23 protein-coding genes are annotated in these 24,660 nt (G+C 69.9%); 11 read left to right on the top strand and 12 right to left on the bottom strand.

Annotated elements, in window-relative coordinates; genetic code table 11:
- Nucleotides 1-14: 14 nt before the first annotated feature.
- From gatA to ACIBFB_RS14710, 5 genes are all read right to left on the bottom strand, one after another.
- A complete protein-coding gene (gatA, locus tag ACIBFB_RS14730) occupies nt 15-1,508 on the bottom strand; it encodes an Asp-tRNA(Asn)/Glu-tRNA(Gln) amidotransferase subunit GatA (RefSeq protein WP_397230191.1) in 1,494 nt (497 codons plus the stop codon).
- A complete protein-coding gene (gatC, locus tag ACIBFB_RS14725) occupies nt 1,508-1,807 on the bottom strand; it encodes an Asp-tRNA(Asn)/Glu-tRNA(Gln) amidotransferase subunit GatC (RefSeq protein WP_026127522.1) in 300 nt (99 codons plus the stop codon). Before gatC ends, gatA begins: the two co-directional genes overlap by 1 nt.
- Before the next feature lie 40 nt (nt 1,808-1,847).
- A complete protein-coding gene (locus ACIBFB_RS14720) occupies nt 1,848-3,959 on the bottom strand; it encodes a putative bifunctional diguanylate cyclase/phosphodiesterase (protein WP_397230189.1) in 2,112 nt (703 codons plus the stop codon).
- A gap of 373 nt (nt 3,960-4,332) precedes the next feature.
- The gene (gene ligA / locus ACIBFB_RS14715; RefSeq protein ID WP_397230187.1) at nt 4,333-6,564 is read right to left on the bottom strand and encodes an NAD-dependent DNA ligase LigA; all 2,232 of its coding nucleotides are present in this window, start codon (nt 6,562-6,564) and stop codon (nt 4,333-4,335) included.
- Between the two features lie 58 nt (nt 6,565-6,622).
- Complete coding sequence (locus ACIBFB_RS14710; protein ID WP_397230185.1) at nt 6,623-7,663, bottom strand: methionine synthase; 1,041 nt, start codon at nt 7,661-7,663, stop codon at nt 6,623-6,625.
- Nucleotides 7,664-7,838: 175 nt separating this feature from the next.
- On the opposite strand from ACIBFB_RS14710, the gene map reads away from it, so the two are divergent.
- A complete protein-coding gene (gene map, locus ACIBFB_RS14705; protein WP_397230183.1) occupies nt 7,839-8,609 on the top strand; it encodes a type I methionyl aminopeptidase in 771 nt (256 codons plus the stop codon).
- On the opposite strand, the gene ACIBFB_RS14700 is transcribed toward map, so the two are convergent.
- Together ACIBFB_RS14700 and mnmA are read right to left on the bottom strand one after the other, a co-directional pair.
- Nucleotides 8,593-9,123 carry a DedA family protein gene (locus ACIBFB_RS14700; RefSeq protein WP_397230181.1) on the bottom strand — a complete coding sequence of 177 codons (531 nt, stop codon included), beginning with the start codon at nt 9,121-9,123 and terminating at the stop codon, nt 8,593-8,595. The two genes, map and ACIBFB_RS14700, sit on opposite strands and share 17 nt — an antisense overlap.
- A gap of 130 nt (nt 9,124-9,253) precedes the next feature.
- A complete protein-coding gene (gene mnmA, locus ACIBFB_RS14695) occupies nt 9,254-10,372 on the bottom strand; it encodes a tRNA 2-thiouridine(34) synthase MnmA (protein WP_397230179.1) in 1,119 nt (372 codons plus the stop codon).
- 144 nt (nt 10,373-10,516) lie between these two features.
- On the opposite strand from mnmA, the gene ACIBFB_RS14690 reads away from it, so the two are divergent.
- From ACIBFB_RS14690 to ACIBFB_RS14660, 7 genes are all read left to right on the top strand, one after another.
- Nucleotides 10,517-11,686, top strand: coding sequence for a DUF695 domain-containing protein (locus tag ACIBFB_RS14690; RefSeq protein WP_397230178.1), 1,170 nt, complete (start codon nt 10,517-10,519; stop codon nt 11,684-11,686).
- Between the two features lie 233 nt (nt 11,687-11,919).
- A complete protein-coding gene (locus ACIBFB_RS14685; protein ID WP_397230176.1) occupies nt 11,920-12,885 on the top strand; it encodes a hypothetical protein in 966 nt (321 codons plus the stop codon).
- Between the two features lie 90 nt (nt 12,886-12,975).
- On the top strand, nt 12,976-13,491 hold the full coding sequence (locus ACIBFB_RS14680; RefSeq protein ID WP_397230174.1) for a SixA phosphatase family protein: 516 nt from the start codon (nt 12,976-12,978) through the stop codon (nt 13,489-13,491).
- 655 nt (nt 13,492-14,146) lie between these two features.
- Nucleotides 14,147-14,461, top strand: coding sequence for a hypothetical protein (locus tag ACIBFB_RS14675; protein WP_397230172.1), 315 nt, complete (start codon nt 14,147-14,149; stop codon nt 14,459-14,461).
- A gap of 35 nt (nt 14,462-14,496) precedes the next feature.
- Complete coding sequence (locus ACIBFB_RS14670; RefSeq protein ID WP_397230170.1) at nt 14,497-14,871, top strand: DUF6507 family protein; 375 nt, start codon at nt 14,497-14,499, stop codon at nt 14,869-14,871.
- Between the two features lie 32 nt (nt 14,872-14,903).
- A complete protein-coding gene (locus ACIBFB_RS14665) occupies nt 14,904-17,786 on the top strand; it encodes a hypothetical protein (protein WP_397230168.1) in 2,883 nt (960 codons plus the stop codon).
- A gap of 8 nt (nt 17,787-17,794) precedes the next feature.
- Nucleotides 17,795-18,262 (top strand): hypothetical protein, encoded by a 468-nt coding sequence (locus ACIBFB_RS14660; protein ID WP_397230166.1) that lies wholly within the window; start codon nt 17,795-17,797, stop codon nt 18,260-18,262.
- Between the two features lie 118 nt (nt 18,263-18,380).
- On the opposite strand, the gene ACIBFB_RS14655 is transcribed toward ACIBFB_RS14660, so the two are convergent.
- Both ACIBFB_RS14655 and ACIBFB_RS14650 read right to left on the bottom strand, forming a co-directional pair.
- Nucleotides 18,381-18,839, bottom strand: a complete 459-nt coding sequence (locus tag ACIBFB_RS14655; RefSeq protein ID WP_397230164.1) for a hypothetical protein — start codon at nt 18,837-18,839, stop codon at nt 18,381-18,383.
- A gap of 94 nt (nt 18,840-18,933) precedes the next feature.
- Nucleotides 18,934-19,488: an ATP-binding protein gene (locus tag ACIBFB_RS14650; RefSeq protein ID WP_397230162.1), complete on the bottom strand. Its 555-nt coding sequence runs from the start codon at nt 19,486-19,488 to the stop codon at nt 18,934-18,936.
- 227 nt (nt 19,489-19,715) lie between these two features.
- On the opposite strand from ACIBFB_RS14650, the gene ACIBFB_RS14645 reads away from it, so the two are divergent.
- Together ACIBFB_RS14645 and ACIBFB_RS14640 are read left to right on the top strand one after the other, a co-directional pair.
- Nucleotides 19,716-20,579: a helix-turn-helix domain-containing protein gene (locus tag ACIBFB_RS14645; RefSeq protein ID WP_397230160.1), complete on the top strand. Its 864-nt coding sequence runs from the start codon at nt 19,716-19,718 to the stop codon at nt 20,577-20,579.
- Nucleotides 20,576-20,821, top strand: a complete 246-nt coding sequence (locus tag ACIBFB_RS14640; RefSeq protein ID WP_397230158.1) for a DUF397 domain-containing protein — start codon at nt 20,576-20,578, stop codon at nt 20,819-20,821. The genes ACIBFB_RS14645 and ACIBFB_RS14640 overlap by 4 nt, the downstream gene beginning before the upstream one ends.
- Nucleotides 20,822-20,885: 64 nt before the next feature.
- Here ACIBFB_RS14640 and ACIBFB_RS14635 read toward each other — a convergent pair whose 3' ends face one another.
- A complete protein-coding gene (locus tag ACIBFB_RS14635) occupies nt 20,886-21,656 on the bottom strand; it encodes an ion transporter (protein WP_397230156.1) in 771 nt (256 codons plus the stop codon).
- A gap of 494 nt (nt 21,657-22,150) precedes the next feature.
- Between ACIBFB_RS14635 and ACIBFB_RS14630 the strand changes: the two genes are divergently transcribed.
- Nucleotides 22,151-22,702, top strand: a complete 552-nt coding sequence (locus ACIBFB_RS14630; RefSeq protein ID WP_397230154.1) for a thymidine kinase — start codon at nt 22,151-22,153, stop codon at nt 22,700-22,702.
- 17 nt (nt 22,703-22,719) lie between these two features.
- On the opposite strand, the gene ACIBFB_RS14625 is transcribed toward ACIBFB_RS14630, so the two are convergent.
- Nucleotides 22,720-23,481 carry a hypothetical protein gene (locus ACIBFB_RS14625; RefSeq protein WP_397230152.1) on the bottom strand — a complete coding sequence of 254 codons (762 nt, stop codon included), beginning with the start codon at nt 23,479-23,481 and terminating at the stop codon, nt 22,720-22,722.
- A complete protein-coding gene (locus tag ACIBFB_RS14620) occupies nt 23,474-24,577 on the bottom strand; it encodes an NlpC/P60 family protein (protein WP_397230150.1) in 1,104 nt (367 codons plus the stop codon). The genes ACIBFB_RS14625 and ACIBFB_RS14620 overlap by 8 nt, the downstream gene beginning before the upstream one ends.
- Nucleotides 24,578-24,660: the final 83 nt, after the last annotated feature.

Raw genomic sequence — 24,660 nt, 5'->3', positions numbered from 1 at the left:
CGATCCGGCCAGAGCTACACGGCGTAGGGGTTCCGGGCGAGCAGGTCGCCGTCGCGCTCGGCCAGGGCGCGCTCGACGGCCGCCGCCACCCGGTAGGTGCGGTCGTCGGCCAGGGCCGGAGCCATGATCTGGAAGCCGACGGGCAGGCCGTCCTCGGGGGCGAGGCCGCACGGCACCGACAGCGACGCGTTCCCGGCCAGGTTGGACGGGATCGTGCACAGGTCGGCCAGGTACATCGCCATCGGGTCGTCCAGGCGCTCGCCGATCGGGAACGCGGTGGTCGGCGTGGTCGGGGAGACCAGCACGTCCACGTTCTCGAAGGCGGCGTCGAAGTCGCGCTTGATGAGCGTGCGCACCTGCTGGGCGCTGCCGTAGTAGGCGTCGTAGTACCCGCTGGACAGCGCGTAGGTGCCCAGGACGATGCGGCGCTTGACCTCGGCGCCGAAGCCCTGGGCGCGGGTCAGCGACATGACCTCCTCGGCGCTGCGCGTGCCGTCGTCGCCGACGCGGAGGCCGTAGCGCATGGCGTCGAAGCGGGCCAGGTTCGAGGAGCACTCGCTGGGGGCGATGAGGTAGTACGCCGACAGCGCGGCGTCGAAGCTCGGGCAGGACAGCTCCACGACCTTGGCGCCCAGGGACTCCAGGAGCTCGATGGTCTCGTGGAAGCGCTGGCGCACGCCCGCCTGGAAGCCGTCGCTGTCCAACTCCTTGACCACGCCGACCCGCAGGCCCTCGATGTCGCCCATGCGGGCGGCGTCCACGACCGGCGGCACCGGCGCGTCGACGGAGGTGGAGTCGTGCGGGTCGTGGCCGGAGAACGCCTCGTGGAGCAGGGCGGCGTCGAGCACGTTGCGCGCGAACGGGCCGGGGGTGTCCAGGGAAGAGGCGAAGGCGATCAGCCCGAAGCGGGAGGAGCCGCCGTAGGTGGGCTTGGCGCCGACCAGGCCGCACACGGCGGCGGGCTGGCGGATGGAGCCGCCGGTGTCGGTGCCGGTCGCCAGGGGCGCCTCGAACGCGGCCACGGCCGCGGAGGAGCCGCCGGAGGAGCCGCCGGGGATGCGGTCGGTGTCCCACGGGTTGCGGGTCACCTGGTAGGCGGAGTTCTCCGTGGACGAGCCCATGGCGAACTCGTCCATGTTGGTCTTGCCGAGGATGACGAGACCGGCCTCGCGCAGGCGGGAGGTGACGGTGGCGTCGTACGGCGGGCGCCAGCCCTCCAGGATCTTCGAGGCGGCGGTGGTGGGCATGTCCTTGGTGGCGAACACGTCCTTGTGCGCGACCGGGACACCGGCGAGCGGGCCCAGTTCCTCGCCGGCGGCGCGGCGGGCGTCCACCTCGCGGGCCTGGGCGAGCGCGGACTCGCGGCCCACGTGCAGGAAGGCGCCGATCTCCCCGTCCACGGCGCCGATCCGGTCGAGGTAGGCGGTGGCGGCCTCCTCCGAGGAGACCTCACCGGCCCGGATGGCCGCGCCGAGTTCGGCGGCGGTCAGGCTGACGACCTCGCTCATCACTCCTCCTCCCCGAGGATCCGCGGAACCCGGAAGCGCTGGTCCTCCACCGCGGGGGCCCCGGACAGGGCCTGCTCGGGCGTGAGGCAGGGTCGGGCCTCGTCGGGCCGGTAGACGTTGGTCAGCGGCAGCGCGTGCGAGCTGGGCGGGATGTCGCCCTTGGCGACCTCCTGCACCTTGGCCACGGCGGTGAGGATGTCACCGAGCTGGACGGCGAGCGTGTCGAGCTCGCCCTCGTCGAGCGCCAGCCGCGACAACCGGGCGAGGTGCGCGACCTCATCGCGGGTGATGGCGGTCATGTGAACCGTTTCTTCGGCGGACTGTTGTACCGGCCCAATCCTATGGCTCCGTGACCGGTCCCGACGCCGACCGGGGGACGTACCGCCGACGCGCGGAGCAGTGGCGGGCGGAGGCCGCGGCGGGTGCGCCGCGGCCCCTTCCGCCGAGCCACCCGGTGACGTCGCGGGCGGCGAGCGCGGGCGAGAAGTAGTGGCCCTGGGCGGCGTGGCAGCCGGTGTCCCCCGCGGCCAGGGCGAGTTCGCGGGTCTGGACGCCCTCGGCGGTCGCGCTCATCCCCAGGGCCCTGACCAGGGCGATGGCGGCCCGGACGACGGTGTGGCCGTTGTCGGAGTCGTCGGTCAGCCGCGCGGTGAACGACTCGTGGATCTTGACCTCGTCCAGGGGGAGTCCGGCGAGCTGGGCGAGGGTGAAGTGTCCGGTGCCGAAGTCGTCGAGGGCCAGGCCGACGCCGAGACCGCGCAGCGCCCGGACGGCGGCCGTGGCGGCCTGGGTGTCGGTGATGAGCGCCTGTTCGCCGATCTCCAGGACGAGCTGCTCGGGCGGGACCCCGTGCTCGCGCAGCGCGGCGTCCACGGTGCCGGGCAGGGCGGGGTCGAGGAGTTCGCGCATGCTCAGGTTGACGGAGACGGGCAGGTCGATCCCGCCCTGGCGCCAGTCCGCGACGCGGGCCAGGGTGGTGTCCAGGACCTGGCCGGTGAACGCGCGGAACAGGTTGGACTGCTGCACGACCGGCATGAACTCGTCGGGGGTGAGCAGGCCCCGGGTCGGGTGCCGCCAGCGGGCGAGGGCCTCCAGGCCGACGGGGTGGCCGTCGGTGAGACAGACCTTGGGTTGGTAGTACATCTCCAGGGCGCCCTCGGTGAGGCCGCGCCGGAGTTCGCTGAAGAGGCTGAGGCGGGCGGTGGAGTTGCGGTCCTTGCCCGGGTCGTAGGACTCGACGCCGGTCCGGCCGCTCTTGGCGACGTACATGGCGACGTCGGCGCGCTGCATGAGCAGCTCGAAGTCGGGGGCGTCGTCGGGGAAGAGCGCGATCCCGATGCTGGCCTCCAGGTCGAAGTCCATGCCGTCGAGGCGCACGGGTTCGGCGAGGGCGTCGCGGAGGCGGGCGGCGACCTCGCGGGCCGAGGCGGTGTCGCGGACCTTGGGCAGCAGGACGGCGAACTCGTCCCCGCCGAGCCGGGCGACGAGGTCGCCGGGGCGCACGCTGTGGGTGAGCCGCTGGGCGACGGTCTGCAGGAGGCGGTCGCCGGTGGGGTGGCCGAGGGTGTCGTTGACCTCCTTGAACCGGTCGAGGTCGAGCAGGAGCAGGCCGACCCGGCTGCCGCGCTGCTGGGCGTGGCCGATGTCCTGGCGGGCGCGCACGGTCAGGCGGGCGCGGTTGGCCAGTCCGGTGAGTTCGTCGTGGTTGGCCTGGTGGTCGCGCTTCACCGAGAGCAGCGCGCTGGTGTAGAGGGCGCCCAGGGGCACGGCGAACAGCGGCACGTACAGCACGGAGTGGGTCATGGCGGTGACGACCAGCGGCGCGAGGCTGAGCAGGACGCCGTTGACGTAGACCTGCTGGCCGAGCCCCTTGACCATGACCTGCGCCAGCGGCGCGCGTTCGTGCATGGCGACCGCGCACATGACCAGGACGCGGTTGACCGCGAAGTAGGCGGCTCCGGCGAGGGCGACGGCGACGAGTTCGCCGCCTTCGGGCATCCAGGGGACGTCCAGGACGGCGGGCAGGGCCAGGCGCAGGACCGCGTCGGCGACGCCGAGGGAGAGCGTGTACTGGGCGGCGTTGAACACGATCCGGTGGGCGGCGTGGCCGCGGACGAACCCGCCGACACCGGTCGCCACGGCCTGGAGGAGGGCGGCGACCGGGAGGCCGAAGAAGAGGACGACGGCGAAGGAGAACGGCAGGGAGGTGGGGGTGCCGCTGTTGGGCGGCTGGCCCGGCATGGAGATCGGTCTGAGCTCACCGAGGACGATCATGCACAGCAGGACCCACAGCAGCGGTTCGGAGACGAGTGACTGGAGCTGGGCGAGGCCGAGTTCGAGGCTGGCGAAGACGAGCAGGCCCAGACCGGCGACCATGGTGCTCGCCATGTACAGCCAGAGTGGTGTCCCGACCCGGGGACCGATGTCCCTGGTGCTGATGGGGTCCTTCATCCGTGGTCCTCGTGAGGGGGACGCGGAGGCCGGCGACGCCTGTGACGCCGCCGCTCCTGTGAGTCGAGGTTCCCACGAAACGGCCACCCCTCATGGCCGAATCCGGGATTTGGATGTGTCCACATCCACGCGCTTGATGTCCAGCTTACGCGGTTTCATCACCAACTGTCGCGTGCCCGGGACTATCCGTGAAACACGGTGCGTAACGGCGGTGGACGAGGCGGGTCCGGCCGGGACTCCCCCGGCCGGAGCCGCCGTGCCCGCCTCGGGCCTCCGCCGCTCCCGACCGGCGCCTCCGGCGCAGGACCCCGGCTACGCTCGCCCGAGACGCGGTACGCGGCCCGTCCGGGCGTCCCCGGGGACCACGGCGCGTCTAGGCCTCGTCGCCGTCACCGTCGGTGTCCTCGGGCGGATTGGTCCGCTCCCCCATGGCCGCTTCCGGCCCCGCCTCCAGCAGGACGTGGAAGCCCCGCTCGTCGAGGACCGGCACGCCCAGCTTGACCGCCTTGTCGTACTTGGAGCCGGGGCTCTCCCCCGCCACCACGAAACTGGTCTTCTTGGACACCGACGACGTCGCGCGCCCGCCGCGCTCGGCGATCGCCTCCTTGGCGCTGTCGCGGGTGAAGCCCTCCAGGCCCCCGGTCACGACGATGGACAGGTCCTTGAGCAGGCCCGACCCGTACTCGGGCGCCTCGTCCTCCATGCGGACCCCGGCGTCGCGCCACTTACGGACGATCTCGGCGTGCCAGTCGACCTCGAACCACTCGCGGATGGACGCCGCGATGGTCGGTCCGATGCCGTCGACGGAGGCCAGCTCCTCCTCGCTGGCCTCCCGGATGGCGTCCATGGAGCGGAAGTGGCGGGCCAGGTCCTCGGCCGCCCGCGGGCCCACGTGCCGGATGCACAGGGCCACCAGGACCCGCCACAGCGGCTTCCCCTTGGCCTCCTCCAACTGCTCGAAGAGCTTCTCGACGGTCTTCTTCGGCTCGCCCTCCTTGTTGGCGAAGAAGGACACCACCTTGGGATCGCCGGTCCTGGGGTCGGTCTTGGGCTCGGTGGTGTCGGGGTCGAGGACGTACGTGCGGATGGGCAGCAGCTGGTCGACGGTGAGGTCGAACAGGTCGCCCTCGTCGCGCAGCGGCGGCTCGGAGGGTTCCAGGGGCTGGGTCAGGGCGGTGGCGGCCACGTAGCCGAGCGCCTCGATGTCCAGCGCCTTGCGCCCGGCGATGTAGGCGACGCGTTCGCGCAGCTGGCCCGGGCAGGAGCGGGCGTTGGGGCAGCGCAGGTCGACGTCGCCCTCCTTCTGCTGGCCGAGCCCGGTGCCGCACTCGGGGCAGCGCTCGGGCATGACGAACTCGCGCTCGTCGCCGGTGCGCAGGTCGACGACCGGGCCGACGATCTCGGGGATGACGTCGCCCGCCTTGCGCAGGACCACGGTGTCGCCGATCAGCACGCCCTTGCGGGCGACCTCCTGGGCGTTGTGGAGGGTGGCGTACTCGACCTCGGACCCGGCCACGACCACCGGCTCCATCACGCCGTACGGGGTGACCCGGCCGGTGCGGCCCACGCCGACCTTGATGTCGACGAGCTTGGTGGTCACCTCCTCGGGCGGGTACTTGTACGCGATCGCCCAGCGGGGGGCGCGGCTGGTGGAGCCCAGGCGGCGCTGGAGGCCGAAGTCGTCGACCTTGATGACGATGCCGTCGATCTCGTAGGCCGGCACGTGCCGGTCGCGCTCGTAGCGGGAGACGTACGCGCGGACCGCGTCCATGGAGTCGACGACCTCGTAGCGGTCGCTGAGCGGCAGCCCCCACTCGCCGAGGAGCGTGTAGGCCTGGGACTGGCTGGTCAGGGCGGCGCCGTCCGACGAGCCCTCGCCGCCGGCGGGTTCGTAGGCGCCCACGCCGTGCACGATCATCGACAGCGGGCGCGTGGCCGTGACGCGCGGGTCCTTCTGCCGCAGCGAACCGGCGGCGGCGTTGCGCGGGTTGGCGAAGACGTGGTCGCCCGCGTCGGCCATGCGCTTGTTGAGGCGCTCGAAGTCCTCGACGGGCAGGAAGACCTCGCCGCGCACCTCCAGGAGCCGGGGGGCGGGGCGGACGGACTCGTCGAGGCGTTCCGGTACGACGTCGATGGTGCGGATGTTGGGGGTGATGTCCTCGCCGACGCGGCCGTCGCCGCGGGTGGCCGCGCGCACGAGCCGGCCGCGCTCGTAGACGAGGTCGACCGCGAGGCCGTCGATCTTGAGCTCGCACAGGTAGGCGTCCACCGGGACCTCGGAACCGGCGCGGTCGGCCCAGGCGCCCAGCTCCTCGTGGTCGAAGGCGTTGCCCAGGCTCTCCATACGCACCAGGTGCTCGACCTCGGCGAAGTCGACGCTGATGGGGGCGCCGACCTTCTGCGACGGCGAGTCCTGGGTGGCGAGGATGGGATGGCGCCGCTCGATGTCGAGCAGCTCGCCCATGAGCTGGTCGTACTCGGCGTCGGAGACGACGGGCTTGCCGAGGTAGTACCGGTAGCTGTAGTCGTCCAGATCCTGACACAGCCGCTCGTGTCGGTCGCGGACCTCGTCGGGAACGTGGGTGGAGTCGTCGTGCGCGCTCACTGCCTGCCTTTCTTCTGCTCTCGTGCTCGCCTGCCGCGGTCGCGGACCCGGGGTGTGCCTATCTGCGGGGTTCGTCCCGCAGGACCCGGGCGCCGGCGCGGGCCGCGTCGAGGGCGGCGCGCGCGTGCCCGGGGGAGGCACCCGCGAGCCCGCACGTGGGTGTGGTGACCACCGCGCGGGAGAGCAGGTCAGGGGTGATTCCCAGCCGGTTCCAAAGCTCGCGTACGGGATCGACGGTAGCCTCCGGGTCGGACATTCGAGCCGCCACGGCGCGCGTGCCGTCGAGGGAGGGGACGACGCCGAGCAGCAGCCCGACACCGGCCTCGACGGCGGTGCCGACCATCTCGTCGTGGTCCCGGTCGAGCAGCAGGGCGTTGAGGCTGAGGGCCCGGGCCCCGCTGCGGCGCATGAGGTCGATGGGGACCCCCGCGGAGCAGCAGTGCGCGACGGGGACCGCCCCGGCGCTGTCGAGGGCGGCGAAGAGCACGCGCAGGGCGCCCTCGACGTGGACGCGGTCGACGGCGGGCAGCCGCCCGTACCCGCTGGCCGTGGGGAGGGAGCCGAGCAGGACGGCGGGCAGGGAGGGTTCGTCGACCTGGACGAGGAGGCGGGCGCCGGGGACGCGTCCGCGGACGTCGGCGACGTGGGCGAGGACGCCCTCCAGGTGGGATTCGGCCAGGTCCCGGCGGGCGCCGGGATCGGAGACCAGGCGCTGGCCGGAGCGGAGCTCGATCGAGGCGGCGAGCGTCCACGGCCCGGCGACCTGGATCTTGAGGGCCCCCTGGAAGCCGTGCGCGTGCTCGGTGAGGGCGTCCAGGTCGTAGGACATCAGGCTGGTGGCGCGCGCGACGTCGCGGCCGGGACTGTCGACGACCCGCCAGCCGCTGGGCTGGACCTCGATGGGGAAGTCGACGAGGAGGCCGCCGGTGCGGCCGACCATGTCGGCGCCGACGCCGCGTGCGGGGAGCTCGGGGAGGTGCGGCAGGTCGGGGAGTTCGCCGAGGACGGTGCGGACGGCCTCGTCGGGGTCCTCCCCCGGCCAGGACCCGACACCGGTCGCGGAGGCGTCGGGCCAGGGGTAGCGGTGCTGTTCGGTCACGTTGCCCAAGGTTAGGGCAACGGGGCGCGGGTGACGCGTGACCGTGGGGGGGGTCGTGTCCGCGGCGGTCCGGGCGCCCGGGCGGCGCGGGGGAGGGCGGCCCGCGGATGGAGCGAATTCACGTACCGGTACAGTATGACCGGTATAGTTATTCGCCACCTGACGGGAGAGCCGCGTGATCGAGATCCTGGAGCCCGCCCGGCTGCACCGGGCGCGGGACACGGGCGCACTGGTCGCCGACATCCTGCGGACGCTGAGGAGCCGGAGCACAGTCGGCACGAACCTGCTGGACGTCGACCGGTGGGCCGAGGCCATGATCGCCGAGGCGGGAGCGCTGTCCTGCTACGTCGACTACGCGCCGCCCTTCGGACGCGGCCCGTTCGGCCACCACGTCTGCACGGCCGTGAACGACGCCGTGCTCCACGGACGGCCGCACGACTACACGCTCGCCGACGGCGATCTGCTCACCCTCGACCTCGCCGTCTCCCGCGGAGGGGTCGCCGCGGACGCCGCCGTCAGCTTCGTCGTGGGCGGCACACGCCCCCCGGAGAGCGTCGCGATGATCAGTGCGACCGAACGCGCGCTGGCGGCGGGGATCGCCGCCGCCGGGCCCGGGGCCCGCGTCGGCGACGTCTCCCACGCCATCGGCACGGTCCTCGGCGCAGCGGGGTACGCCGTCAACACCGAGTACGGCGGTCACGGCATCGGATCGACGATGCACCAGGACCCGCACGTGCCGAACACCGGGCGGCCCGGCCGGGGGTACGCGCTCCGCCCCGGGCTGCTGCTGGCGCTGGAGCCGTGGGTCATGGCGGACACCGCCGAACTCGTCACCGACGCCGACGGGTGGACGCTGCGCAGTGCGACGGGCTGCCGGACGGCCCACAGCGAGCACACGATCGCCATCACCGACGACGGGGCCGAGATCCTCACCGCGCCGAGGTAGGCGCCCCCTCGGCTCCGTCGACCTCGGCGGTCGCCACGGCCCCGGCGCGCTCGCGGCGGCGCGACCGCCACACCGTGCCCGCGACGACGGCGCCCGCCAGCGCCATGACTCCGACCGCCGCCCACGGCGAGTCCAGGAACAGCGCCCACCAGCTCCCGACCACGCCCGAGAACACCACCGACCACAGACCGGCCCAGATCAGCGACCCGAGGAACATCGCGACGAGGTAGCGCCCGAACCGCATGCGCATCGCCCCGGCCGCGAGGTTGACGGCGGTCTGCACGCCCACGGTCAGGAAGCTCAGGGTGACGACGGGGGCGCCGAACCGGTCGATGCGCTCACGCGCGGTCTCCAGGCGCGGGCCGAGCCGCCTGCCCGTCCGGCTGCGGGACACGCCCTCGCCCAGCCCCCGGCCGATCCAGTACGTGGCCTGGACCCGGAGCAGGATCACACCGAGCAGCGTGAAGTAGACGATCCAGAAGGGCTGCCCCTCCAGGAAACCGAACTCAGGCATGGACCAGGCCCCCTCATCTCGCCGTCACTATGCTATGCCTTACCTAACTTCGGCAAGAGGGGCGGCGGCTCTGACGCGGGTGTTCCCAGCCGCGGTCCAGGTCGGAGACCCGCCGACGGCAGGGCGCCGGTCACACACCCGCCGACGACCCGGTGCCGCCGACCCCGGCCTCCCGCTCCCGAGCGGTCGCCGCGATCGTGGCCGACCCGAGCACGGTGTCGCCGTCGTAGACCACCACGGCCTGCCCCGGCGCCACGCCCGTGGCGGGCTCCGCCAAGCGCACCTCCAGCTCGGGCCCGTCCACACCGTCGCGCTGCACGACGCTGGCCGGGTACACCTCCCCGTGGGCGCGCAGCTGCACGTGGCAGTCGGTCGGCTCGGTCAGCGGCTCGGAGCCGCTCCACACCGGACGCGCGCCGGTGATCCGGTCGACGCGCAGCGCGTCCCGCGGACCCACCGTCACCGTGTTGTCGACCGGCTCGATGGACAGCACGTAGCGCGGGTGCGGGGCGCCGCCCAGCCCCAGCCCCTTGCGCTGGCCCACCGTGAACGCGTGCGCTCCGTCATGCGTGCCGACCACGTTGCCGTCCTCGTCCTGGATCGGCCCCGGCCTGGCGCCCAGCCGCCGGTTGAGGAACCCGGCGGTGTCGCCGTCGGCGATGAAGCAGATGTCGTGGCTGTCCGGCTTGTCCGCCACCGACAGGCCCCGCCGCTCCGCCTCGGCCCGCACCTCCTCCTTGGTGCAGTCGCCCAGCGGGAACATGGCGTGCCCGACCTGGTCGGCGGTGAGCACGCCCAGGACGTAGGACTGGTCCTTGGCGTGGTCGACGCTGCGCACCAGGCGCCCGTCGATCTTGCGCACGTGGTGTCCGGTGGCCACGGCGTCGAAGCCGAGCGCGATCGCCCGGTCCAGCACCGCCTCGAACTTGATCTTCTCGTTGCACCGCAGGCACGGGTTGGGCGTGTGGCCCGCCTCGTACTCGGCGACGAAGTCGGCCACGACCTCCCGGTCGAACTCCTCGGACATGTCCCACACGTAGAACGGGATGCCGATGACGTCGGCGGCGCGCCGGGCGTCGTGGGAGTCCTCCACCGTGCAGCAGCCCCGCGCCCCCGTGCGGTAGGACTGCGGGTTCTTCGAGAGTGCCAGGTGAACGCCGGTGACGTCGTGGCCGGCCTCGGCCGCCCGGGCCGCGGCGACCGCGGAGTCGACTCCGCCGGACATGGCTGCCAGTACACGCAAAGTCATAGTGCCGTCCAGCGTATGCGGCGCGCGGGGGTCGCGGCCACGAGGATTGCGCCACTCCGCGCCGTCCCGGGTCCGCCGCCGTCAGGCGCACCGGCCCCGCTCCGCGCGGCGAGGGTGGTCGCCGGTCTCTGCGAAAATCGGAGCATGGCTCTGTTCCGTCGTCGCCGCTCCGCCGACTCCACCACCGCCGTCACCGCGTTCTGGGACGCCTGGCCCGAGGTGCGTGAACCGCTGGCCAACGCCGTGGAGTCCGGCCAACCCGCCCCGGCCGAGGTGGCCGACCGCGTCACCGCCCTGGTCAGGGGCATCCACCCCGACCTCGACTGGGAGGTGGGGCGCCCGCCGGAGCAGAAGGGCGGCGACATCGAGGACCTCGACCTGTCGCCGGACGTCGACCCGAGCGCCCTCCTCGAACAGCTCGCCGCGCTGGACGACCCCTCCAGGCTCACCGGTGGCCCCACCCACGCCGTCACCCTGCGGCCCGGCGCCTCCGACGACGCGCGGATCATGTCCGAGCGCTGGGCCCGCTCCGCGCCCTCCGACGACCAGTGGGTGTTCCAGCCCGTCCGCCCGGCCGACCACGAGAAGCTCACGTCCGTCCTGACCTGGGGCGATCACGAACTCGACCTCTCGCACGTGTCGGTGTCCCTGCGCGTGAACCAGTCGACGGGCAAGATCGAGGTCGGCGTCTACCACCCCGACAACATGTTCCTGCCCGACGACGTGCGTCGCGGCGTGGCCGAACACGTCACCCTGCTCGCCCTGGGGGAGGACGACGTGGTCCGCTGGATCGGTGCGACCACGTCGCTGGACGAGCCGCCGCTGGACCCGCTCCCGCCCACCTCGATGCCCTCGGTGGCCCGCCAGATGGCCGACCTGCTCGGCGGCGCCAACGGCTGGGTCACCCTGGAGGGAGCCCACCCGCTGTTCGGCGCGGTGCGGATCCTCATCCGCCACCCGCTGACCCGCCGCGACTTCCCCGCGCTCTCCCTGTACGTGCAGGTGGTCGTCCCCTTCGCCACCATGGACGCCGAGAAGCGCCCGATCGAGGTCTCCGAGGCGGCGCTGGGCGACCTGGAGGCCCGGCTGGAGGGCGTGCTGGGCCGGAACGGCGCGCTGTTCGCCCAGAAGACCGAGCGCGGCGAGCGCCACTACCACTACTACCTGGACCCGGAGTCGGGAGTCCTGCCGGAGTTCGAGGCCCAGCTGGTCGACTGGCCCGAGGGGAAGGTCAAGCTCCGCAGCGAACTCGACCCGGACTGGGCGTGGTTCAACGCCTTCCGCCGCCAGTACCGCCGCGAACTCGGCTCCTAGACCGCGCCAGGGACGGATCCCGGGGTCCACCCGGGACGCGGAGCCGACCGGGACGCCGCCGCCGCTCGCCGTTGACTCTCGACCGTCGGCTGTTGACCCAGTGACAGGCGCAGTTGAACCGGACTCGACCCTCGGGGCCTCGTGTCAAGTCCGAATCGGGCGCTGCACATCTGGCGCCCAAGCCTGAACAGGCGTAGCGTGTTGTCACCGCCAGGGAGATGATCCGGGTTGTCATGTACGGTGTGCTGACACGATCGCCCACGATCCGACCGCGCGGATCCGCGGTCGGGCCGGTGCTCGCCCTGTGCCTGGTCGGTTCGCCGCTGATGTCCCTGTTCCCGCTCGGCGTCTGGGCGGCGGTCCGCGCGCTGGCGCTCAGCGGCGCGGTCCAGTGGGCGCTGCTCTTCGCCCCCGTCATCGTCGGCGCCATCCTCCTGATGATGTGGCTGTCCGCCCGCTGGCTGGAGGGAGCGGGCGCGCACCACCCCACCTCGACGGCGGCACTGGTGACCGCCACCGCCATGACCACGCCGGTGGTCGTGGCGTACCTGGCTCCGGCGCTCACCCCGTTCCCCGGGGGCCTCGCCGTCAACATCGCCCTCCTCACCGCGGTGATCACCACCGCCGCCCTGACCGTGTGCGTCCTGGTGGACCGGCTGCCGTACCCGTGGCCGCCCGGCCCGCTGCCCGCCGCGGCGGTGGTCGTCGCGGCGCTGGTGTCGCTGCCGTCGGCCTCGGAGGTCATGCGGGCGTGGGCGGCCGAGGAGCGCTCACGCGACCAGATCGCCGACTTCACGCAGACGATCGCCGTCCTCGACCATCCGGACTGGTCCGTGGAGTGCGTCCACGAGGTGAACGACGCCCTGCGTCTCACCTACCGCGGCGCGGACGGCGCGACGGTCCACGTGCACTCCTGGGGCGGGTCGACCGCGTTCGACCCGCACGGCGACGGCGTCCGCGCGGGCTGCGACTTCCCCGGGGTGACCTGCCGGGAGGCCGGCGGTTCCGTCCTGGTGGACCGGGGCCCGGGCACCCCCGGCGAACTGCGGGTCCGCCTCGACGACGGCACGGTCGTGAGCCTGACGTCGCCACCGGACTCCCCCTCCGACCTGGAGGGCCTGGCTCCCTCCGTACGCCCGGAGGCCCCCGGTGAGCGCCGCACCCTGGTCGAGTCCGTCACCGGACACCCCGCGGAGTGAGCACGGGCCGCGCCCAGGAGCCCTCCGCGCCGCCGGTCGGGTTTCCCGGTTCTGCCGCGCGGCCGGTCACTCTGTGCGACCATCACGACCATGGGTGAGAAGACACGCCGAGTCGCGCTCCTGCGCCACTCCACGGCCAGCTGGTCCCATGACTCCGACCACGAACGCCCGCTGTCCGATCGCGGGCGCGAACAGGCCCCCGCCGCGGGTCGCTGGCTGGCGAAGAACGGGCTCGACTTCGACCTGGTGTTGAGTTCGACCGCCGTCCGCTGCCAGGAGACCTGGACCCTCGCCGGCCGCGAACTGCCCGCCCCCTCCAGGACCTCCTACGACGAGCGGCTCTACGAGGCCACCCCCTCTGACCTGGTCACCCTCCTCCAGGAGGTCGACGACGACGTGGACGACCTCCTCATCGTCGGCCACAACCCCGGCCTCCACTGGCTCGCCGACACCCTGGCCGGGGAGGCCGAGGGCGACCTGCTGGCCCAGCTCAACATCTCCGGCTTCCCCGCCAGCGCGGTCGCGGTACTCGCCCTCGACGCGCCGTGGCGCGGCGTGGAGCACGGGGTCGGCCGCCTCGTCGCCTACTGGACGCCGCCGTCCTGACCGGCGCCCGCCCCGGGACGCTCCGGCCTCGGCCGTCCCCCTGAACCGACCACGGCCCTGGACCGGCACGGCGCCCGGGAGCAGGAGCGGCCGTCGACGCCCTGCCACACCCCTCGCCACCCCTCCGCGGGCGTCTGCGGTCCCGGTCGTGCCCCAGTCGCGCACGTGGCGTTCGCCCAGGCCGGGGCCGTCCCCGAGGTCAGGACGAGGCTCCCGGGGCCGCTGGGGATCAGCGCGCGGATCCGGGCGGGCTCCCGGACGCCGCGCTCGGGGTGTCGGCGGTCGTGCCTCACCTGCGTGGGCGTGGGGATCCGGACCGACGGCTCTCCCCGAACGGGAAGGCGCGGGGCGGTCACGGCGGGCCGCGCGGCGTGACCGGAAGCGGTCACACGCCCGACGCCCAGGGGCGTGGCCGGAAGCGGTCACCGCCCGTTCCTCCGCCACCGCGCACGGTGCTGACCTGGTTCGACGTTCCGGAAACGGCCGCACCGCACCCCTGTGCGGCTCACCGCACACCGCAAACGTCCCCAAAACCTGACAAAATCAGGACAACGCCTACAGACAGTTCCGTCTCCGACGCGCGACGTCGCCGATCGGGACGAGCCAGGCGGCACACTCCTCACTCGAACCGCGAGGATCAGGAAGGAGGTGGGACGTGAAGTTCGACGTCGTCCCCTTCGACCACGGCGAGGAGTCCCCCCGCCCGGCTCCGGGATCGACGGTATCCGGTGAGGGCGCGGACGGCGGGACCCCCGCGCTCGCACCCGACGCGCGGCTGCGACGCGCCTTCGCCCACCTGCGGACGCGCTCCGGCACCGATCTGGCCCGCGTCCGCTCGGCTCTGAACCGGATGCACCACACCGTCGAGGCCGCCCGGGCCCAGGACTCCCCCGACGACACCGGCACGGCCGACCTACCCCCGCCCCCGGGCTTCCGTCCCGAGGCGTTCGGCGCGCGCACGTCCGACTGACCCGGCCACCACCCTCTGAGCAGGAGGCCCCACCCTTGTCCAGCTGGGACATCACTCCCCAGGACGTCGGCTCCGTCCTGTCGGCCACCGCCGCCCACCTCGGCGAGGAGGGCGGCACCGACGGCCTGCTCGGGGAGGTCGACCGTCTGGAGACCGACATCACCCTCGCCAGCGGCCACATCAACAGCGCCCCGATCAGCATCGCGCTGGGCGAGTTCGCCGAGCACCACTTCGGCCTCATGGGCGACATGCTCAGCCTGACCGCCAACGCCCTGGAACAGACCAGCGAGGCCACCACCGCGTACGTCGAGGGCAACCGGGAGATGGCCCTGGAGTCCCAGCGCAACGCCGGGGTCGTGCCCGAACCGGAGCCCCCCGCTCCCCCGCCCGGCGACGCGCGAGCGGTCTGATCCCACCCCGCCCCCTCAGCGAAGGACCCCCTGTGCCTCCAGCCGACACGCCCGCCGCCGGTGCTCCGCTGTCCATCGAAGAGCAGACCGGCATGCTCACCGACGGCGACGGCAGGATCAGCCCCGCCACCTTCCCGGTGCCCACCCCCTCGCCCGGCTACATCGAGACCCTCGCCTCCAGGTTGCGCACGTCCGGTGGGGCGATCAGCGGCATCGGCCACGACATCGACGCCTCCTGGGGCGGCCTGACCGGCTGCTACACCGCTCCCGAGGCCGGAGAGCTCTACACCGTCCTGAACCCTGTGGCCGCCGACGGCGACACCGTCTCGGAAGGCCTGAACGGCACCGCCAGCGCACTGGAGGACTTCGCCGACGCGCTCAGCGGGATCAAGTCCCGTTGGGAGACCCTGCGCGGCGAAGCCCACGAGTTCCGGAACCGGATCGACGCCGAGGGCGACGAGTGGCGTGAGGCCGAGGGGATCAAGGGCTTCTTCGGCATCGGGGAGAGCCCCGACGTCGCCGAGAACCAGGGCTACGTCGACCGGGGCCTGGCCCTCATCGAGGAGTACGCCGAGGCCGAGCGCTCCTGCGCCAACCGGATCAACGCCGGGATCCCGGACCGCACCAGGTTCGCCGCCATGCCGGAGAGCGGCGAGCTCGACCCGGACGTCTTCTACCACGGCTACGACCAGGACCTGTCGGACCTGGCCACCGCGTGGGGCATGGAGGTGGCCGCCACCGACGAGCACTGGTGGGTGGACGTGGGCGCCGCCGTGGGCGACTGGGTCGTGGGCGCGGTCGAGGGCCTGGGCGCCATGGTCGGCGCGCACAGCTCCGAGGGCTGGTTCGAGATGTCCTGGGGCGACGCCATGGTCGAGCAGTGGGAGAGCAGTGCCCAGTCAGTCGCGTCGCTGGTGGGCATGTACGACGCCGAGTCCGACGACTGGGGCTGGTCCGGCTGGGGCACCGTGGGGTCGGCGTGGAGGGACGCCGCGCACGCGGTGGTGCCGTGGGAGGAGTGGGGCGAACGGCCCGGCTACGTGATCGGCACCGCCGTGCTCAACATCGGCGTCACGGCCCTGGGCGCGGCCCTGTCCGCGACCGGCGTGGGGGCGGCGGTCGGCGTGCCGCTGATGGCCTGGCGGGGCGCGGCGATCATCAGCCGCATGGGCGACTCCCGGGTGCCGGACGTTGACCTGCCCGACATGGACTCGCCTGGCATCAGCGTCAACCTCAACCTGCCGAACTTCGTCGGTGGTTCGCGGGAGCTGTTCCGGATCGACACGTCCAGCTTCGACCTGGGCGGGTTGAGCCGTGAGCGCCTGGCCGAGGCCCAGGGCGCGGTGGAGCGGCTGACCGCCCGGTTCGGCGCGGGCGGCGCGGAGTCCGCCGACTCCCCCCACCACCGTCGAGCCGCACCCGAGGATCCGACCGCGCAGGACCTCGCCGACGTCGTGACGGTCCAGGACGTGCTCGACCCGACCTCTCCGGAGGCCGCACGGCTCCGGGAGCAGTACGAAGGCGACTTCCTGGAGAACGACGTCCGCTCCGACGGCACCCCGGGAAGTTGGGAGGCTTCGCCGCACAGCGACACGGACGGGCCGGAGGCCGATGGCGCGCGGGTTCCCGCGGGCGTGGGCGGTCGCGGCGACGACACGCTGACCGCGACCGGGGACATCCCCGGCCCGGCCGCGGAACGCCGGGTGGACCTCACCGGCATCGGTATGAGCGACGACCTGCCGGGCACCCAGCACGACGGCGACGTGAACCTGCGCGACCGCGCCCCGGACGTCACGAACAGTGCGGCAGACGACAAAGGACCGGACTCTCCGCCCGGTGACAGCAACGCGTCGGATCACGCTGACGGCGGTGAGGGGATCCAAGGTGCACCGGACACCCATAGTGGCGCGCGCCGGACGACCAACATCGGCGGCGGTCTCAATGTGCGCGGCAACAGTGGCGGCGACGGTGGCGGCGACGGTGGCGACACGCCTCTGTCCGCTCAGACCGTCGACCCCGGCAATCCCGATCACAGGGACTTGGTCCCGGACAAGGGACGGCGATTCGGCGACGGTGTTCAACTCGACCCCGACACGCGTTACACGCTGCTGGAACACGGCAGCGATCTCCGCACCGAGTACATCACGGACAGCCAGGGGAAGATCCGCGAGGTCCGCGCCAGTTCCGACGGCTGGAACTCCGAGCATCCCGAATTCATGAACCCCCGCCCGGATATGACCTACGTGGTCGACGGCAGCTACACGTATCGCACCGACAGTCTCGGCAGAACCGAATCGGTCGAGGGCACCCTGCGGAGCGGAACAAACGTCCGCAACGAGGGCGAACAGAACTGGGTCAACTCCCAGGGGCGTATATATTTCGAAGAGCTTAACAAACAACTCAGGGAGGAGTTCGGTCCCGGAGAGGCACCCCAGTACCAGAACATCCAATGGGACGGAGGGCACCTGATCGGGTACGCCGAGTTCTTCGGTATCGGCGAGCGCCTCAACCAGGTTCCGATGCGGTTCGATGTCAACCAGAACCGCACCGAGACCGCGCTGCCAGACATCCCCGAAGAGGCCAGGGGAGGCATCGACGGAAGCTTCCGCAACCTCGAACGGTCCTGGCGTGGAATCATGCAGCAAAAGGACAAATGGCACGGCTTCAGCGACCCTCGATTCAACGACGGCTCATGGGATGCGGCATTAGCCCTCAATCCCACGAACCCGCAAATCGACGTAAGGATTTCCAATATCTACGATCCCAATCTTCCATCCGTGCCACACCCGAGTGACCCTGATAGGATGATTCCGCCCCCACCAAGCAAGATCATAGTCGAATGGGAACTCAATGGAGTCCCAATGAGAGTCCAACGCTATATGAATCTGCCTCCTCTCACGAACACGGAAGAGTGAAGAAATATATGACAACCCACAACTTCAAAAAGGGACACCTGAACCCGATTCAACAGCAGACAATCCTGACGCAGATCGGCGAAAAAATTCTCGGGAGAGTTCCGGATGGCTGGAGCAGGATTACGTACCTCGAGGAATCTGTCATCGAGCACTCCACAGGCATCGTGGAAGTGGAACACGAGGATGGATCGAACTCCAGGGTTTCCCCCCCTCCCACGATCAGCCTGCTAGTCGACGAACTTCGAGCCGGGATGTACCAGGAGGGCAAGGGCACCTGGTTCTCCATGAAGTACGTCATCACTCCTCCCGGGACGTTCAATGCCGAGTTCAACTACGACGAAGATCCCCAGATCACCTTCCCCACTGCGCACGGGTTCACGGTCGACCTGAAGTACTTCCCTCGCGACGAGGAGTACATCCCGGACTGGCTCCGCGAAAAGCTCCAGGAAGAAGCCGAAGGACGAGCCACCGAGTGACACCGTCCTGGCTTCCATGAGGAACGGCCTGGCAAGCGGGCCGCACCCGCCGCTGCCCTGCAGCGGGAATGGACGTTCTCGCGCGCGGTCACGGCTGCGATCCGCGCGGCGGGGCAGGTCAACTGGCGACGGACACCGGGTGGCGGGCCTCGCGGCGGGGCCACGGAATCAACGGTCGCCGGGACGGCACCGGTCCGGGCTCAGGATCCGGAACCGGGTCCGCGTGCGGCCAGAGCATCAGCAACAGGGCGTCGATGTCCTCGGCCTCCTGGAGGCCGTCGCCGGTCATCACCCAGTACGACTGGGTCGCCTCGCCGAACCAGATCACGAGGTGCCGGTAGCGGACCTGGATCGCGGCGGCCTTGGCGTGCTCATGGGAATACTCGGCGCGGTGTCCGCCGAGGAGGGGGAGAGCCTGCGCTCGGATCGTCCGGCACGTGGGGTGGGAACAGCGCGGACACACCGGCCCGAGCGTCAGCGCCTTCCTCAGCGCCGGAGCACACGGGCCCGCGAGCTCAGGGGTGTGGGCGCTCGGAGCGCCGCCGGAGCGAGTGAAGACGGAAAGGTTCTTGAACATCGCGTCCTGCCTGTGGGTGTGGGTCGTACACGGGGGCGGGGGATGTGAGGTCGGGCCGAGCGCGGCAGAGATGGGCACGCCCGGCCCGTGAGTGTCATGCTGTTGGGCTCGCGTCCCACAGGCTGTCTTCGAGGTCGAAGGCCAGGTAGCACCAGACGTGACGGGTCCGGCCGCGCGCGTCGCTCCCCCAGTCGGTCGCGAACGCGTCCACCAGGGCGAGCCCCCGGCCGGATTCGGCGTTGAGGCAGACGTTGTCCGGATTGGCGGCGGGGACGCCTTCCCTGGCGCATCCGGCCGTCCCGTTGTCCCGGCAGACCAGGTGCAGACCGTCGCGGTGCCGGTCGACGACGAGGCTGTAGGTCCCGCCCGGCAGTCCCGAACGCGTGTGCCGGATGGCGTTGTTGGCCAACTCGGAGCCGAGGAGCGTGAACAGGTAGCGGTAGTCCTCGGACCCGGTCGCGGCGCAGGTGTCGAGGAACGCCCTGACCAGCGGCATGACGACCGGGGTGCCGGGGAAGTCATAGCGCCGGACGCGGTAGTTGGAGCGCTCGGGCCGACCCGAGAAGTAGTGCCTGCACCGGGGCCGGATGAAGGTCGAGAGCGGCACGGTGACGTCGCCGAGGGACGGCATCGCGAAGGTCGCGGGCATGACGAACACACTCCTTGACATGTCGGAGTACGGACAAAAGGGATGAATTGTGCCCGCAACAGGTGAGTTCGAGAATCCCGTGACGACGGGATGGGGCACGGCGTAGCCTGACCAGCAAGAACCCTCAGTGATCCGCCGGTGACTACGCCATCCAGATAACCGTTATTCTTCGAGTTTTGCAAGCTGATCTAGAATTCTACCCACGAGTAACAAGTTAGGCTCACGACATGCAAGACCCCCGAAGCCCATCTCTGCGCCTACGACGACTCGCGACCGAACTCCGCCGCGCCCGCCTCGCTTCCGGATATTCCTCCACCAGCGTGGCCAAGGAGCTGAAGTGGAGCTCCCCCAAAGTCACAAAAATGGAGACCAGCGAGTCAAAACGAATAAAACCAGACGATCTAGACAAACTCATGGATCTGTACGGGATCAGCGACGCGGAGAAGCGCGACTCCATGCACGCGCTCGCGAAGGATGCCCGCCTGCGAGGATGGTGGTCAAGGTACAAGGACGTCTTCCGGAACGAGTCGCTACCGGACTTCGAGGCGGAAGCATCCGTCCTTCGGACGTACGAGTCCCAGGTGATCCCTGGCCTGCTCCAAACTCCTGCTTACGCGGCGGCCATCTTCAAGGGCGGACGCTACGCAAATCCCCAGGAGATCGAACGGCGCACCGAAGCACGAATGGAACGCAGGGGGATCCTCACCCGGTTCGTTCCTGTGCACCTACGAACGGTCGTCGATGAGTCCGCCTTCCAACGTCTCATAGGCGGACCTGAGGTGCTAGCTGGCCAGCTCAGGTACCTGCTTCACATGGCTCAGATGCCGCACATCGATGTTCAGATGCTCCCTCTCAGCAAGGGCGCACACTCTGGGCTCACTGCCTCGTTCACGATCCTGGACTTCCCCAACCCTCTGGACTCCTCCATCGTGTGTGTGGAGACTCTGAGCGATGCTCTGTATCTCGAGGATCCCGATGATGTAGAGCTGTACGCCGCCACCTTTGGGGATGTCCAGGCCTCGGCGATCAGTGCCGCCGAGACCGCCGAGTACATCACCCAGCAGATACGCACCTTGGAGAGCACCACTTGAGATCACCCGCGCTGAAGTTCAGCAAGAGCAGCTACAGCGGCCGAGACGTCAACTGCGTCGAGGTCGCACACATCCCCACGAACTTCCGCAAGAGCAGCTACAGCGGACAGGGGGTCAACTGCGTCGAGGTCGGCGACCTTCCCAGCGGAGCCGCCATCCGCGACTCGAAGCACCCCGACGCCGGGTACCTCCCCTTCTCCGCTGCGGAGTGGGCGACCTTCCTCAGGGCCGCTCAGCTCTAGCACCCACGCACTCGACACCCGGACGCCCTCCCCCGGGCCTCCGGGTGTTCTCCGCCCACAATCGTCAGTTCTCACTTCCGGGCGGGCTCACCGGCTGTCCCTCGCGCTCACGCACCAACCGTTCCAGGCGCTCCACCTGCTGGCTCAGCTCAGCGAGTCGATCCATCACGGCCTTGTGCTGGATCTCCTCCAGCTCCTGGTCCTCCGCCCACATACTCTTGTCGACCTCCTGCTCCATCGACGTGACGATCACACCGATGACGAGGTTGAGGATGATGAAGGTCGTGAGCACGATGTAGAGGACGAAGAACATCCAGCCCATCGGGTGGTGAGCGGCGACCGCATCCGCGACGTCCGGCCAGTTCTCGGTGGTCATCACGAGGAACAGCGTGTAGAGGGTCGTCCCCAGGTCGCCGAAGTACTCCGGCACGTTCGCCCCGAACAGCTGGTGCCCGAGGACCGCCGCGGAGTAGATGATCACCAGGAGCAGGCCGATCACGGTCCCCATGCCGGGGGCCGAGCGGAACAGCGCCGTGATGATCATCCGCATCTGGGGCACGACGCTGATGATCCGCAGGATCCGCAGCACGCGCAGCACCCGGAGCACGGAGAACGGGCCGGTCGCGGGGATGACCGACACGACCACGACGAGGAAGTCGAACCAGTTCCACACGCTGCGGAAGTACTGTCCTCGCCAGGCGTAGACCTTGAGCGCCAACTCGATGACGAAGACACCGATGAACAGGCGCTCCACGAGCAGGAGATACGGAAGGGCCGAACCTCCGTAGGTGGCCCACCCCAAAACGGCGGCATTGGCCAGAATCACCAGGAGCATCAGGTTGGAAAACCATCTGCTCTCCACCAAGCGAGTGACCTGAGCACGCCGCAACGCCACATCCCCCTCCGAAATTCCACCCCCATTCGGGCAACCGGCGACCAAATATATCGAAGCGGTCGGTCCGTCCCTTGGGCCACTTCCCGCCCCGCCGAAAGTAGGCCGTACGTCACGCGCCCTGTACGGCCCGACCACCGCCGACCGCACTGACGGGATGGACATTCACGGTCACCGGGGGCGACGGAGAGTCGCGGATCCGGGTGCGACATCCCACACCCGCGTTTTCGGCTCTGGCCGACCTCCCGAGACCCGAGGCCGGAAACGAGGCGGTCACACAGGACTCCCGGATACGGTCGCGCAAAACCCAGGTGACGGAAGGGATGCGGGCCAGCGAACGGTGATTCTCCGGGGAGCGGGGCCCGCTGGTATCTTCACTGCTGGCCACGGCGAGGGAGCCCGAGCCGCCGGGCAGCGTCCGCGACCGAGGAAGAGGCATGCCGGAGCTGAAGTACTTCACCGGGTCGATGAACTCGGGCAAGAGCACGATGGCTCTCCAGGAGCACCACTCGCGCGGCGGTGGGGGCGTGCTGTACACGAAACAGGACCGCGCCGGGGCGGGGATCATCTCGTCGCGCCTGGGTCTGAAGTCGCCCGCGATCGAGGTCAGCGACGACCTCGACCTGTACGACGACATCGCCGAGCGCAAGGCCCCCTACGTCATCTGCGACGAGGCGCAGTTCCTGTCGTTCAAGCAGGTCGGACAGCTCGCGGGGGTCGTCGACGGGCTACGCGTCGACGTGTACTGCTACGGCATCCTGACCGACTTCCAGGGCAGGTTGTTCCCCGGTTCCAAGCGACTGGTCGAGCTGGCCGACAAGATCGAGGTGCTGCCGGTGTCCGCGCGATGCTGGTGCGGTGAGCGCGCGACGCACAACGCGCGGGTCGTCGACGGCGTGATGGTCTACGAGGGCGAACAGGTGCACATCGGCGGCAACGAGTCGTACACGACGCTGTGCCGCCACCACTTCATGGCTGGCGTCGCCTGACATTCGTCCTCAGAACTTCACTCCGGAATAACCCTGTAGAACCTGTCGTGGAGGCGTCCGGCCAGGACCTCTGCCTGGCGTTCAAAGTCAAATTCGGAAACGGCCCCGTTGTCCACAGACTCGGGATCTCCTGTAAATATGATGGTATAAACTGCACTTCGAGTTTGCGAAACTACAACGTACTGGGATACACCATCTGCATTCTCTCCATAGAAAGATCGGGAGGCGTCGGCCCAATCGTGCTCTCCTTGTGATTCGATAGACTCGAACTCGCCTTCCACGTCAGTCAAACGCTGTTGCAAAATACTCGAAGCCACCTGATCACGATTCTGACTTGGATCATGAATCACAGCCTCAAACTCAAACCCGAAGAGCCATTTATTGACAGTTCCGAACTGCGGCGTAAGCTCAAAAGTACATCGACCAGTAACCGTCCTAGCAACTTCGCTGCTGAAACTGGAATCTTGAGCCTCGTCTGAATGCTCTGCGGTCAGCTCACTCGCAATGGTGATGTCTGAAATCTGCGGCAAATAATCAGAACACAGATCCAGAGCTCCGGGTTCCAACTCCGCCCGCGGCTGCACCGACTGGGCAACCGCGGGAATATCCTCACCGTCGGAGCTGAACCCGGAGGCCGCTGTGTCGAGAAGCAGGTTGAGCACACCGATCACTGCACCGAAGACACCGAAGGCCGCGAGCGTTCCACAGCCGAAGACCGCCGCCGCCGCCCGCCAACCGTGCAGGCCCTTCTTCCGCACGGGCTCCTTCGTGTCAGCCACGGTTATCCTGTGCCTCCAACTGGGCGAGCACGTTCGGGTGCTGCGACGGACGCGTGAACCCCAAGATGTTCGCGCGGTTGGGGTCATCGTACTCGCGCACCGCGATCGGACCGCAGTTGGTGCACCAGGCTTCCACCATCAGCCCGTCACCGACCACCATTCCCACATGCCCGGGGCCCGGAGGTTCACCAGCCCTCGTGACATCGAAGAACACCAGGTCACCCGGCTGTTCCTCCCCCATGGGAATCTCGGGCCCGAATCCCCACTGGTCCTGGGAGACACGGGGAATAGTGATCCCGATGCTCTCGTAGGCCTTCTGCATAAGCCCTGAGCAGTCAAAACCGACCGGTCCCGTTCCGCCCCAGATATAGGGCTTCCCCCGCTGCGCCAACGCCCAGTCGACCACGGCCTGCGTGATCTCGTCAGGTGCCCGTCCGATCGGCAGCCCGTCCGTGTTCAGCTCACACAGAACGGCCGTCTGGATGGAACCCGACGTGTCGAAGTCACCGTCGGCGTACCGCTCGGCCCACTCCATCACGTCGTCCACGTACCACCAGGCGTGGTTGTATCCGAAGATCGCCTGACGTACATCCGTCTCCAGACCTGCCGCGAGGAGATAGTCGGCGGCGGCCGGAATCGCATCCGCGGGGTCGTAGACATTGACGATGCCGTCGCCATTGCCGTCGACGCCGAAACCCTCGTCGGGGCGATCGTCGACGGCCTGGATCGGTTCGCCACCCCAACTGTTGCCGGCAGCGGAGCCGTCCAGGGCACCGAACTGCATGGGGCCAGCCGCTCCCCAGTCGTTGTGCCCCTCGGTGATGCCCGGCCCATCCCACCGCCCGTGGTGGGACTCCACCTGCCCGACCCCGGCGAGGATGTTCCAGGGGATGCCACGATCCTCTCCCGCTTCCATGTAGAGGTCCAGGTAGTTCTCGGGGATGGAGTCCATCGCGTATCCACTCGCGCCCGGTTGGTCGGCGTCTGCGTTGGGGCCGCAGGCAAGCCCGTTGGAGAGGAAACTGCCGATCTGCTGTGTGGAGTTGGTGACCAGCGGAACCAGGAACATCGTCAGCATGATCAGGAGAGCGACCATGATCGCGGCCGTGAGGCCGACCCACGTGCTCGTCGCACCTTGGTCGGAGGGGGTCGTGGGGGTGAGGGTGAGGCGGGGGACCA

The organism is Nocardiopsis sp. NPDC050513 (genome assembly GCF_044457925.1).
In the GTDB taxonomy this organism is placed as follows: domain Bacteria; phylum Actinomycetota; class Actinomycetes; order Streptosporangiales; family Streptosporangiaceae; genus Nocardiopsis.
This window is presented reverse-complemented; position numbering and strand designations above follow the sequence as displayed.